Genomic DNA, 12357 nt, shown 5'->3' with positions numbered 1-12357 from the left:
TTGCCGCGTGCCTGGTCCGGAGGTTCGCGTCGGTAAAGGGGGGCTGCTAGTGTGACGATGGCCTCCGCGGGTGATTCCCCAGGCGAGACCCAGGTGGCATGATCGGATTTCGGTTGTCGGAGGTTCCTGGGGCATACTGGTAGCACCCCACCCGATCAGGTGAGTTACTAATGTGCTCCCAGCTTCGGGTATCCTCTACGGGCCGGGAGTTTCCGGCCAAGGCGGAGTAGCTCAGTCAGGCAGAGCAAACGGCTCATAATCGTTGTGTCGCCGGTTCAAGTCCGGCCTCCGCTACTACCCAATCCCAGGTCGGTCGGCCTGGGTACGGGTGTGTCCATGTCCCGAACGTAGAAAGGCACTCCCAAGTGGCTGCCACCGACGTTAGGCCGAAGATCACGCTGGCCTGCCAGGAGTGCAAGCACCGCAACTACATCACGCGGAAGAACCGGCGCAACGACCCGGATCGGCTTGAGCTGAAGAAGTACTGCCCGAACTGCCGCTGCCACCGCGCGCACCGCGAAACCCGCTAGCGGTACTTCTGCCTCCATATCGCACAACCGGCGTCCCGGACGGGGCGCCGGTTTGTCGTGTTTTCACTGCTTTGAGGCGCCTTCCTAGGCGCTGACCCGGGTCCCGGCAAAAAGCACGCCATGAGCGGCGACAGCCGAACCTTGTTCTGTTACCGTCTGCCTCAGCAGCGCTCGTTGAAGACATACGAGGGAGCACTGATGGCCTTGAACCGTGACTTCGTGGGCAGGACCTATCCATCCGCCGCCCCGTACGAGGTCAGCCGGGTGAAGATCAAGGAATTCGCGGCGGCGATCGGCGACAACAACCCGGTCTACCGCGACAGGGAGGCCGCCAGGGCCGCCGGATACCCCGACGTGATCGCGCCGCCCACGTTCCCCATCGTGTTCAGCCTGCAGGCGGGCGGCGAGGCGCTGGTCGACCCCGAGCTGGGCCTGAACCTGGCGATGGTGGTCCACGGCGAGCAGCGGTTCGAGTACGTCAGGCCGGTCTGTGCGGGCGACGAGCTGGTCACCACCGCGACGATCACCGACATCAGGAGCGCCGGACGCAACGAGCTGCTGACGATCAGGAGCGACGTGACGACGGTCGCCGGAGAGCCGGTCTGCACGACCTACAACACGATCGTCGAGCGCGGAGGGGCGGGCTGACATGGCGGCCACGGTGAGGTACGACGAGGTCGAGGTCGGGCAGGAGCTCCCGGTCGTGGGCTACAACGTCCGGCGGCTGAACCTCGTCATGTACGCCGGCGCCTCCGGCGACTTCAACCAGATCCACTGGAACGAGCGCTTCGCCCGGACGGTCGGGCTGCCCGACGTGATCGCGCACGGCATGTTCACGATGGCGCAGGCGGGCCGGTTCGTCACGGACTGGGCGGGCGATCCGGGCGCCGTGCTGGATTTCGGCGTGCGGTTCTCGTCGATGGTGATCGTGCCCGACGACGACCAGGGCGCGACGATCTCGGTGAGCGGGGTCGTCGAGGAGAAGCTGGAGGACAAGCGGGTGGTCGTCGGGCTGACGGCCAAGGCGGGCGACGCGAGGGTCCTGTCGAAGGCGCGTGCGGTGGTACAGCTCTCCTGATCCCGTGATATGTCGGGCGGGTCGCGGGTAGCCCGTGTTGTTATGAGTGAAGTTGCGCGACAGGTCTGGCCCACCGTCCGTTCCATCCCCGTGTCGTCCGTGACCGATGCCAAGCCTCCTGCTCACCTGCGTCCCGCGTCCCCTGAACAGGTGGGAGGCAGCAGCGGCACCGGACGGGACACCACGGGCGGTTCGGCCACCGGCGTCGGCACGGGCCGCGCCCGGCCCAGGGGCGCGGGCGCGCACGGGAACCCCGCCGCCGCGCTGGGCTTCTCCGGCGACCCCGGCCAGCACGGCGACCCCGACGACACGATGCTGCACGCCCAGCGCGTCTGGGACGGCACCCTCGCCACGAACCGCATGGACGACCTGGGCGTCAACACCGAACGCCAGCGCGTCGAGACCAAGGACGTGACGGTCTCCGCCGGGCTGCTCGTGGACGGCCGGCCCGGGGACGTGCTGGAGTGCGTCCAGTCGGTGATCGAGCACACGCGCGCCCGGATCCTGGCCCTCGACCTGGGGAACGTCGACGGCGCGGGAGACGTCCTGGACGAGCTGGCCGAACGGCACCCGGAGCGGATCGTGGTGTGGCACGTCGCCGAGACCTCGCGGGCGGCCGGGGGCACGGCGGGGTGGGGAGAAGGTCGTACCAAGCTGTTGCGGCTGGACGAGTCCGAGGTGCACGTGCTGATGGAGACCTCGCTCGCGCTGACGGGGGACGCCTTGACGCCGCTGGTGGCGGCCATCGTGGAAGGGGCGGTGGCGGCGGGGTGGCAGGCGGCCGAGGCCGAGGAGCCCGGCAGGGTGGGGGCGTTGCGCTGCGACCTGATGGCGGTCCGCAGGTCGGCGGCGCTGGGGGCCTTCCCCGAGGGCGCGGAGCGCGGCGAGGAGGCCGATCTGGAGTTCTCCCGCGCGCTGGAGGGCGGCCTGGTGGTGCCCGAGGGTCCCCTCCCGGTCCACCGCCTCGGCTCGCCCCACCACCACGACCAGCCCCTCCACAGCTGACCCCCGGCCCCTGCCCCGTGGAGCCGATCGGCAGCGTCGGCGCGGGCGCGTGCACGGGCGGGCGGGTGGCGGTCCGGGTCGGAGGAGGCTGCAGGGAGCGGGTGGCGGGCTCAGGGGGCCGCCAGTGGGAGCGGCGGTGCGAGAGGCGGTGCGAGAGGGTGCCGCCAGGAATGGTGGCGGTTCGGGGCGGGGAGCCGTTGGGGGATGCCGCCGGGGGTTGGTTCGGGGTAGAGCTGGGGGGCGGGGGCGGTTGTGGGGAGTTGTAGGGGGTTCGGGGCGGTGTTGTGGGGGCTGGGGGGCTCATAAGCTTGGGGGCCATGGAGATGCTCGCGTCGCACACCACCCTGGGCCTGGGCGGCCCCGCCCGCGACTTCGCCGAGGCGGTCACGGCGGAGCAGCTCGTGTCCCTCGTCGCCGAGGCCGACATGAACGGGGTGCCGACCCTGGTGCTCGGCGGCGGCAGCAACGTGGTGATCGGTGACGAAGGCTTCGACGGCCTGGTCGTCAAGGTGGCCACCGAGGGCGTGACGGTCTCCAGGGACGGCGAGCAGGTGCTGCTCACGGTCGAGGCCGGCCAGGACTGGGACCGGCTGGTCGAGCGGGCCGTGGCCGAGGGGTGGTCCGGCATCGAGTGCATGTCCGGCATCCCGGGCCTGGTGGGCTCGACGCCGATCCAGAACGTCGGCGCGTACGGCCAGGAGGTGGCGCAGACCATCAGGTGCGTACGGGCCTACGACCGGCTCACCCGGCAGGTGGTCGACCTGGAGGCGCGCCAGTGCGGGTTCTCCTACCGCGACAGCGCGTTCAAGCGGGACCTGTCGCGGCACGTGGTGCTCGCCGTGACGTACGCACTGGACGTGTCGGACATGTCCGGCCCGGTGGCCTACCAGGAGCTGGCCGGGCGGCTCGGCGTGGAGCTCGGCGACCGCGTGCCTCTCGGGCCGGCCCGTGAGGCCGTCCTGGGGCTGCGGCGGGGCAAGGGCATGGTCTTCGATCCGGCGGCCGACCCCGACAGCCGCAGCGCGGGCTCGTTCTTCACCAACCCGATCCTGACCGCCGAGGAGGCCGCCGAGCTGGCCGGACGCGCTCCCGGCCACCCGCGCTGGGACATGCCCGACGGCCGCGTCAAGGTGCCGGCCGCCTGGCTGATCGAGCAGGCGGGCTTCCCCAAGGGCTACGAGCGCGGCCCGGTGCGCATCTCCACCAAGCACACGCTGGCCCTCACCAACCCCGCGGGCGCCGCCTCCACGGCCGACCTGCTGGGGCTGGCCGTGGAGGTGCGCGACGGGGTGCGGGAGAAGTTCGGCGTGACGCTGGTCAACGAGCCGGTGCTGGTCGGCTGCACGCTGACGACCGAGCCGGTGTCCGAGGCGGGGGAACAGCCGGCGGAATGACGGCTCTACGTGGGCTGTTATGGTGTGTTGGTAATTCCGAAGGGGAGTAGTCCCAATCGTGTGATCGACATACTGGCGCGTGATCGCGCCCGGTCACACGGGCCTTGACGGGCGGACGAGACCTTCGGCCTGGCAGTCATGGACAAAGACGCTGCCGGGCCGAAAGTCGTGCCCGAAGATCCCCCGGGTGCCTGCTTCCGGTCTGGTCGCGGGAAAGAGGACCGGTTGGAAGCGTTCTGGATCAGTCTCGCGGTCATTTTCGTGGCCGAACTCGGTGACAAGAGCCAGCTCATGGCGATGACGTTCGCCACCCGTTTCAAGCCCTGGCCCGTGCTCGCGGGCATCACCATCGCCACCACCGTCGTGCACCTGCTGAGCGTGGCCGTGGGCGGGCTGGTCGGGAAGGCGCTGCCGACGACGGCCATCTCGATCGTGGCCGGCATCGCCTTCCTCGGGTTCGCCCTGTGGACGTTGCGGGGCGACGAGCTGACCAAGGAGGAAGAGGACAAGGCCCGCAAGACGACCAGGAACGTCCTGGTCGCCGTGACCGTGGCGTTCTTCCTGAGCGAGCTGGGCGACAAGACGATGCTCGCCACGATCACCCTGGCCACGCAGCACGGCTGGGTCGGCACGTGGATCGGCTCGACCGTGGGCATGGTCGCCGCCGACGCCCTGGCCATCCTGGTGGGCCGCCTGCTCGGCAAGCACCTCCCCGAGAAGGTCATCCGGTACGGCGCCGCCGCCGCGTTCGCGGTGTTCGGCGTCATCCTGCTGGTCGAGGCCCTGATCTAAGAGCGCGGCAGCCGTTCGTGGACGTCGGCGAGCAGGTCGAGCACGGGCTCGCGGCGCTCCCGGGCGAAGGCGGCCTCCACCGCCCGGGCCGCGGGCCCGTCGCCGAGCCAGGCGAGGACCTGGGCGTGGGCGGGGGCGTCACGATCCCAGAAGGCGTTGGTCAGCCGCCGCCCGGACAGGCCGTCGGTGACGAAGTCGCGCAGGTGGGCGATCGCCGCCTCGCTCTCCAGCGCGGCCCAGGCGTCGAGGAAGGGCGCCAGGTCGACGCCGGCGGCGGCGACGGCGCACAACACCGTGCCGGCCGGCGGACGGGACGGATGGCGGCGCAGCGTGCCGAGCCACCACTCGTGCAGGAACGCGGTGACGGCCGCGCGTTCGCCGCCCGGCCAGCCGTGCCAGCCGGCGACGGCCAGCTTGCCGATGACGATCTCCGGGTCGGGGTAGGAGAACGCGTCGGCCGCCGCGCATTCGAGCAGGCGCGGCAGGAAGTAGCGGAAGGCGGGGACGTCCCCCCACGTGGTGAGCGCCTTGGCCGCGTAACGGGCCAGCGAGCCCGCCTCGATCGCCGAGACCGGGCCGGACAGCAGGCACGCCTGCTCGCCCGGCTCGACGCAGTGGGGGCAGCCGGGCACGCTCGCGGGCCTCGCGACGGCTCCGAACACCTCGTAGAGCCGCCCGAGGGCCGTCGCCGTCAGTCGAGGGTGAAGTAGTCGGGGCCCGCGTAACGGCCGGTGGCGAGCTTCTGGCGCTGCATGAGCAGGTCGTTGAGCAGCGAGGACGCGCCCAGCCTGAACCAGTCGGGGGAGAGCCAGTCGTCGCCCGCCGTCTCGTTGACCAGCACCAGGTTCTTGATGGCGTCCTTGGTCGTGCGGATGCCGCCGGCCGGCTTCACGCCCACCTGGCGGCCGGTGGTGTCGCGGAAGTCGCGCACCGCCTCCAGCATGATCAGGGTCACCGGCAGCGTGGCCGCGGGGGACACCTTGCCGGTGGAGGTCTTGATGAAGTCGGCGCCCGCGATCATGGCCAGCCAGGACGCCCGGCGCACGTTGTCGTAGGTCGCCAGCTCGCCCGTCTCCAGGATCACCTTCAGGTGCGCGGCGCCGCAGGCGGCCTTCACCGCGACGATCTCGTCGTGGACCTTCATGTAGTCGCCGGACAGGAACGCGCCGCGGTCGATCACCATGTCGATCTCGTCGGCGCCCGCGGCCACGGCCAGCGCCGTGTCGCTCACCTTGACCTCCAGCGAGGAGCGCCCGCTGGGGAACGCGGTGGCGACCGAGGCCACCTTGACCCCCGACCCGGCCACCGCCCGGACGGCCACCTCCACCATGTCGGGATAGACGCACACCGCCGCCACCTTGGGGGCGCCGCCGCCCGGGTGCACGGCCTTGGTGCACATGGCCCGCACCTTGCCCGCCGTGTCGGCGCCTTCGAGCGTCGTCAGGTCGACCATGGAGATGGCCAGGTCGATGGCCTGGGCCTTGGCCGTGGTCTTGATGGAACGGGTGCCGAGCATGGCCGCCCGCTGGTCGGCGCCCACCCGGTCGACTCCGGGAAGGCCGTGCAGGAAGGCGCGCAGCGTCGCGTGGGACGAGGCGACGTCCGCGAGCGAGGTAGTCACAGTTGACACCTTCACAGCATCGCCGACCAGGGCCACTACCTCCAAACCGGACGGACGGGAACGCCGCCTAAGGCGGGGCGGGCCCCGTCCTAGGTATGTCCGGCCCCGCGTACGCCCGCAGATAGGTCATCCACCCGATGTGGCGGGCCGGGCCTTAGGCCGAACATTGAAGATGTCAGGGAAAAGCAGCAAATGTTCAGGAGAACACGATGAACCCCGAACTCGAGTACGAGCTCATGAAGTCCCACGCCAGCGAGCTCCGGCGGGCCGCCGCCGAGCACCGCCGAGTACGCGAGGCCATGAAGGGAAACAAGGCCGAGCGTCGCTCGGTCTTCGGCAAGCTCCGTTCGTCATGACCGCCCCCAGAGAGCCCGGCCGCGTCATCAGTTGTGGCGGCCGGGCCTCTGAACCCCCCTGAAACCCCGTCGAAACTGATTGATAGGGCATGGCATGCTGAACGACATGCTGGGACGTTCGGTGAGTCCCGTCTTCGTCGGGCGGGCGGAGGAGCTCGCCGCTCTCGCAGAGAGCTTCGACGAGGCACGTAAGGGCACGGTGACGGCCGTGCTCATGGGCGGGGAGGCTGGGGTCGGCAAGAGCCGGCTCGTGCAGCGCTTCGCCGAGTCCTGCGTGGCCGACGGCGCGCAGGTGCTGGTCGGCGGCTGTGTGGAGCTGTCGGCCGAGGGCCTTGCCTACGCGCCCTTCACCGCCGCGCTCAGGCAGCTCGTCAGGGAGCAGGGCCCCGCCGCGGTGGCCGCGCTGCTGCCCGAAGGCGCCCAGCGAGACCTGGCCAGGCTGCTGCCGGAGTTCGGCGAGCCCAGCGGCGACGGGGAGACCGAAACGGGCCGTGCCCGGCTCTTCGAGCAGTTCCTCACCCTTCTCGAACGCCTCGCGGACAGCCGCCCCACGGTCCTCGTCATCGAGGACATCCACTGGGCCGATCGCTCCAGCCGCGACCTGATCGCGTTCCTCAGCCGCAACCTGCACGCCCCGCAGGTGCTCATCGTCATGACCTACCGCTCCGACGACCTCCACCGGCAACATCCGCTCCGCCCCGTGCTGGCCGAGCTCGGCCGGGTGAACGGCGTCCACCGTCTCGACCTGCCCCGCCTGTCGCGCGACGAGGTGGCCGCGCAGATGGCCGGCATCCTCGGCTCCGCGCCGGAATATGTGAAGGTCCAGAAAGTCTACGAACGCAGCGAGGGCATCCCGCTGTTCGTGGAGGCGCTGCTCGACGGCGGCGAGGACTGCACGTTCCCCGAGTCCATGCAGGACCTCATCCTCAGCGCCGTCGAACGGCTGCCCGAGGACACCCAGCGCGTCCTGCGCATGGCCGCGGCCGGCGGCAACCGGGTCGGCCACGCGCTGCTGGCCGCCGTCAGCGGGCTGTCGGAGATCGAGCTGGAGGCGGCCCTGCGTCCCGCCATCGCCGGGAACGTGCTGCAGATCGCCGACAACCGCGCCTACGTCTTCCGGCACGCGCTGATCCAGGAGGCCGTGCACGAGGAGTTACTGCCGGGTGAGCACCAGCGCCTGCACTCCCGGTACGCCGAGGAGATCTCCAAGGACCGCTCGCTCGTCCCGCCCGGCCGCGCCGCCGTCGAGCTGGCCCACCACTGGCACGGCGCCCGCAACGACCTCTGGGCCCTGGTGTCGGCCTGGGAGGCCGCGCAGAAGTCGTTCAAGGCGTACGCCTACACCGAGGCCGTGCCGCTGCTGGAACGCGTGCTCATGCTCTGGGACCGGGTCCCCGACGCCGCCCGGCGCATCGGCGTCGACCACACCGCCGTGCTCGAACGCGCCTCCGAGGCCGCGAACGCCGGCGGCGAGGTGGACAAGGGCGTGAAGTTCGTCAAGGCCGCCCTCGCCGAGCTGGACGAGACCAAGGAGCCGGGCCGGGTGGCCCAGCTCATCGTGCGGCAGGCGTCGTTCAAGGCGTCGAAGGGCCAGATGGGCGTCATCGAGCTGCTCCGGCACGCCCTGCGGCTGGCGCCCGAGCCGGGCCCGGTGCGCGCGGAGGTCGTCATGCCGCTGAGCAGGCAGCTCATGCTCCGCGGCCAGATCACCGAGGGCGAGGAACTGATCCACGAGGGCCTCGACCTGGTCAGGCGGTCCGGCGACAAGTGCCTCGAAGGCGACCTGCTGATGAACCTGGCGCTCGGCCACTCGCTCAGAGGCGAGCTGGAGCAGGTCATCGCCGTCAACGAGCAGGCGATGGCACTCGGCAAGACCGAGAGCTCGGGCCGCATCATCATCAGGGCGATCGGCAACAACATCGACTCCCTCATCGACATGGGCCGCGCCGAGGAGGCCCTGCGCCTGTCGCAGGAGGGCTGGGAGTACGCCAAGAAGTACGGCAGGCTGCGCGGCAGCGGGCTGTTCATCCTCAACAACTGGGCCGAGGCGCTGGAGTCGCTCGGCCGCTGGGACGAGGCGCTCGACCTCGTGGACAGCGCGCTCAACTACGGGCCCGTCCTGCGCACCCAGTACGCGCTGCTGCGCGTCCGGGCCGACATCGGGCTGGCCAGGGGCGACCTGCAGCGCGTCGAGGGCATCCTGTCGGAGATCGGCGTGCTGAAGGACCGTCCCGAGGACTTCGTCCAGGACGTGATCAGCAACGCGCGCCTGCACATCGGCTGGCACCTGCTCAAGGGCGAGCCGTGGGCGGCGCTGGCCGTGGCCGAGCGGGCGCTGTCGCATCCGAGGCTGCCGAGCAAGGCCATGCTGGGCTGGCGGCTGCTCTCCCTGCTGCGCACGGTCTGCGACGCGGCGGAGGACCTCGAACCCGGCCGGACCGCCGCGGTACGGGCGCACGCCGCGGAAGTGGCGGCCGAGCTGACGATCAGCGGGCCGGTGGCGGAGGCGTACCGGCTGTCCTACAGCGGCGACTTCGACGCCTCGGCGGCGGCGTGGGAGCGGCTGATGCGTCCGCACAACCAGGCCAAGGCGCTGCTGCGGGCGGCCGGCGTCGCGGCCAGGAGCGGTGACCGGGAGGGCGCGGCGTCCCGGCTCCGGCAGGCGCGTCCGCTCGCCGCCGCGCTGCGCGCCACCCCGCTCGCCGAGGAGATCGAGGCGCTGTCGCGGCGCGTGGGCGGCGGCCCGCAGGCCCAGGAGACGCCGTCGGAGCTGCTGACGCCGCGTGAGCTGGAGGTGCTGCGCCTGGTGACCCAGGGCCGCACCAACCGCGACATCGCCGCCGAACTGTTCATCTCGGCGAAAACCGTCAGTGTGCACGTCTCGAACATCCTGGCCAAGCTGGGTGTCACCACGCGCGGAGAGGCCGCCGCGGCGGCGCATCGGCTGTCACTCCTGTCCTAGGAGCTCCGGGCCCCTCTGAGCACTCGGACCGACCGTCTACGCTGGCAAGGTGATGTCCCTATACCTCACCCTGGCGTGACGGCGATGTTCGACTACGCACCCGCGCCAGAGTCGCGCGACATTGTCGATCTCAAGCCGTCGTACGGGTTGTTCATCAACGGTGAGTTCGTGGACGGCTCCGGCTCCCCCTTCAAGACGGTCAACCCGGCGACGGAGGAGAAGCTGGCGGAAGTCGCCTCGGCCTCCTCCGACGACGTCGACCGGGCCGTGCAGGCGGCGCGCAAGGCGTTCGGCGTGTGGAGCGCCCTGCCGGGCGCCGAGCGGGCCAAGTACCTGTTCCGCATCGCGCGCCTGATCCAGGAGCGGGCCCGCGAGCTGGCCGTCCTGGAGTCCCTCGACAACGGCAAGCCCATCCGCGAGTCGCGCGACGTCGACCTGCCGCTGGTCGCGGCCCACTTCTTCTACTACGCGGGCTGGGCCGACAAGCTGGCCTACGCCGGGTTCGGGACCAAACCGCTCGGCGTGGCCGGGCAGGTCATCCCGTGGAACTTCCCGCTGCTCATGCTGGCCTGGAAGATCGCTCCGGCGCTGGCCTGCGGCAACACGGTGGTGCTCAAGCCCGCCGAGACGACCCCGCTGACCGCGCTGCTGTTCGCGGAGATCTGTCAGCAGGCCGAGCTGCCGCCCGGCGTGGTCAACATCGTGACCGGCGCGGGCGACACCGGCGCCGCCCTGGTGGCCCACCCCGACGTCAACAAGGTGGCCTTCACCGGCTCCACCGAGGTCGGCCGGATCATCGCCCGCGCGGTCGCGGGCACCGACAAGAAGCTCACGCTGGAGCTCGGCGGCAAGGCCGCGAACATCGTGTTCGAGGACGCGGCGATCGACCAGGCGGTCGAGGGCATCGTCAACGGCATCTTCTTCAACCAGGGCCACGTCTGCTGCGCGGGCTCGCGGCTGCTGGTGCAGGAGTCCGTCCACGACGAGCTGCTGGAGTCGCTGAAGCGGCGGCTCGGCACGCTGCGGCTCGGCGACCCGCTGGACAAGAACACCGACATCGGCGCGATCAACTCGGCCGAGCAGCTCGCCAAGATCCGCGAGCTGTCCGAGGCCGGGGCCGACGAGGGCGCCGAGCGCTGGTCGCCCGCGTGCGAGCTGCCCGAGCGCGGCTACTGGTTCCCGCCCACCCTGTTCACCGGGGTCGCCCAGTCCCACCGGATCGCCCGGGAGGAGATCTTCGGGCCGGTGCTGTCCGTGCTGACCTTCCGCACCCCGGCCGAGGCCGTGGAGAAGGCCAACAACACCCCGTACGGGCTGTCGGCCGGGGTCTGGACCGAGAAGGGCTCGCGCATCCTGTGGATGGCCGACCGGCTGCGGGCCGGGGTCGTCTGGGCCAACACGTTCAACAAGTTCGACCCCACCTCGCCGTTCGGCGGCTACAAGGAGTCGGGGTACGGCCGTGAGGGCGGGCTCGCCGGGCTGGAGGCCTACCTTGACGTGTGATCATCGCCGTGCCGGGCGGTCCGGGCGGCGTGCCCAGGCCACCCGCGGGCACGCCTTCGCCCGCGCCGGCCGGCCCGTACGCGTCGGCTGGTACGCCCACCGCTGCGGCGTCAGCAGGTGCGGCCAGGTGTTCGCCCCGGTCCAGACGTCGCAGGAGTCCACGTGGAGAGGTCGGGGCGATGAGTAGGTTGTCCGTCAGAAAGACCTACAAGCTGTACATCGGCGGGGCCTTCCCGCGCTCGGAGAGTGGGAGGTCCTATCCCGTGACCTCGCCCAAGGGCGACTTCCTCGCCAACGCCTCGCGCGCCTCGCGCAAGGACGCGCGCGACGCCGTGGTGGCCGCGCGCAAGGCGTTCCCCGGCTGGTCCGGCGCGACCCCCTACAACCGGGGGCAGATCCTCTACCGCGTCGCCGAGATGCTGGAGGGGCGGCGCGGGCAGTTCGCCGAGGAGCTGGGCCTGGGCAAGAAGGCCGCCCTTGAGTCGGTGGACGCGGCGGTCGACCGGCTGGTCTGGTACGCGGGCTGGTCCGACAAGATCACGGCGGTGCGCGGGTCGGCGAACCCGGTGGCGGGGCCGTACCTCAACCTGTCCTCGCCGGAGCCGACCGGGGTCGTGGCCATGGTCGCGCCCGCCGATCCGCTGCTCGGGCTGGTGTCCGTGGTCGCGCCGGTGATCGTCACCGGCAACACGTGCGTCGTGGTCGCCTCCGAGCCCTCGCCGCTCGCCTCGATCACGCTGGCCGAGGTGCTGGCCACGTCCGACCTGCCGGGCGGGGTGGTCAACATCCTGACCGGTCAGCAGGCCGAGCTGGCGCCCTGGCTGGCCGCGCACATGGACGTCAACGCGCTCGACCTCACCGGGGTCGAGGACGCCGACCTGGCGCTGCGCTGCGAGCAGGAGGCGGCCGAGAACCTCAAGCGGGTGCTGCGTCCGGTGCGCGAGGACTGGACGGCCGATCCGGGGCTCGGGCGGATGACGCGGTTCCTGGAGACCAAGACCGTCTGGCACCCGGCGGGCGTCTAGGCCGTGTTTCATAAGGCCTTCAGCCACTCGTTGATCGCAGCGATCGTGAGGACGGCTTCGTAGCGGACGGCGAGCTTGTCATAGCGGGTGG

At 71.0% G+C, this 12357-nt stretch carries 12 protein-coding genes and 1 tRNA gene; 11 read left to right on the top strand and 2 right to left on the bottom strand.

Annotated features, from left to right (window positions below; translation table 11 throughout):
- The first annotated feature begins 220 nt into the window (after positions 1–220).
- The 7 genes from ACWEJ6_RS53090 to ACWEJ6_RS53060 all read left to right on the top strand — a co-directional run bounded on the left by ACWEJ6_RS53090 (position 221) and on the right by ACWEJ6_RS53060 (position 4799).
- A tRNA-Met gene (locus tag ACWEJ6_RS53090) sits at positions 221–294 on the top strand.
- Positions 295–365: 71 nt separating this feature from the next.
- Positions 366–530, top strand: a complete 165-nt coding sequence (rpmG, locus tag ACWEJ6_RS53085; protein WP_019632658.1) for a 50S ribosomal protein L33 — start codon at positions 366–368, stop codon at positions 528–530.
- Positions 531–728: 198 nt separating this feature from the next.
- Positions 729–1178: a MaoC family dehydratase N-terminal domain-containing protein gene (locus ACWEJ6_RS53080; protein ID WP_352320994.1), complete on the top strand. Its 450-nt coding sequence runs from the start codon at positions 729–731 to the stop codon at positions 1176–1178.
- A 1-nt stretch (position 1179) separates the two neighbouring features.
- Positions 1180–1608 carry a MaoC family dehydratase gene (locus ACWEJ6_RS53075; protein ID WP_352355751.1) on the top strand — a complete coding sequence of 143 codons (429 nt, stop codon included), beginning with the start codon at positions 1180–1182 and terminating at the stop codon, positions 1606–1608.
- Between the two features lie 150 nt (positions 1609–1758).
- Positions 1759–2613 carry a hypothetical protein gene (locus tag ACWEJ6_RS53070; RefSeq protein ID WP_358289738.1) on the top strand — a complete coding sequence of 285 codons (855 nt, stop codon included), beginning with the start codon at positions 1759–1761 and terminating at the stop codon, positions 2611–2613.
- Between the two features lie 317 nt (positions 2614–2930).
- Complete coding sequence (locus tag ACWEJ6_RS53065) at positions 2931–4007, top strand: UDP-N-acetylmuramate dehydrogenase (protein ID WP_452433304.1); 1077 nt, start codon at positions 2931–2933, stop codon at positions 4005–4007.
- Positions 4008–4232: 225 nt separating this feature from the next.
- Positions 4233–4799, top strand: coding sequence for a TMEM165/GDT1 family protein (locus ACWEJ6_RS53060; protein ID WP_352355745.1), 567 nt, complete (start codon positions 4233–4235; stop codon positions 4797–4799).
- Here ACWEJ6_RS53060 and ACWEJ6_RS53055 read toward each other — a convergent pair.
- Together ACWEJ6_RS53055 and deoC are read right to left on the bottom strand one after the other, a co-directional pair.
- Positions 4796–5461 carry a hypothetical protein gene (locus tag ACWEJ6_RS53055; protein WP_452433302.1) on the bottom strand — a complete coding sequence of 222 codons (666 nt, stop codon included), beginning with the start codon at positions 5459–5461 and terminating at the stop codon, positions 4796–4798. The two genes, ACWEJ6_RS53060 and ACWEJ6_RS53055, sit on opposite strands and share 4 nt — an antisense overlap.
- Before the next feature lie 29 nt (positions 5462–5490).
- Positions 5491–6420, bottom strand: coding sequence for a deoxyribose-phosphate aldolase (gene deoC, locus ACWEJ6_RS53050; protein WP_352355741.1), 930 nt, complete (start codon positions 6418–6420; stop codon positions 5491–5493).
- Between the two features lie 209 nt (positions 6421–6629).
- Between deoC and ACWEJ6_RS53045 the strand changes: the two genes are divergently transcribed.
- The 4 genes from ACWEJ6_RS53045 (at position 6630) to ACWEJ6_RS53030 (ending at position 12266) form a co-directional block, all read left to right on the top strand.
- Positions 6630–6776, top strand: coding sequence for a hypothetical protein (locus ACWEJ6_RS53045; RefSeq protein WP_358289730.1), 147 nt, complete (start codon positions 6630–6632; stop codon positions 6774–6776).
- 106 nt (positions 6777–6882) lie between these two features.
- Positions 6883–9738 (top strand): ATP-binding protein, encoded by a 2856-nt coding sequence (locus tag ACWEJ6_RS53040; RefSeq protein WP_452433300.1) that lies wholly within the window; start codon positions 6883–6885, stop codon positions 9736–9738.
- A gap of 84 nt (positions 9739–9822) precedes the next feature.
- Positions 9823–11241, top strand: coding sequence for an aldehyde dehydrogenase family protein (locus tag ACWEJ6_RS53035; RefSeq protein WP_452433298.1), 1419 nt, complete (start codon positions 9823–9825; stop codon positions 11239–11241).
- A gap of 179 nt (positions 11242–11420) precedes the next feature.
- Entirely contained in the window at positions 11421–12266 is an 846-nt protein-coding gene (locus tag ACWEJ6_RS53030; RefSeq protein WP_452433296.1) for an aldehyde dehydrogenase family protein, read from the top strand.
- Positions 12267–12357: the final 91 nt, after the last annotated feature.

Source organism: Nonomuraea sp. NPDC004702 (genome assembly GCF_053601695.1).
The sequence above is the reverse complement of the archived record's forward strand: the minus strand, read 5'-3'. Positions and strand labels throughout refer to the sequence as shown.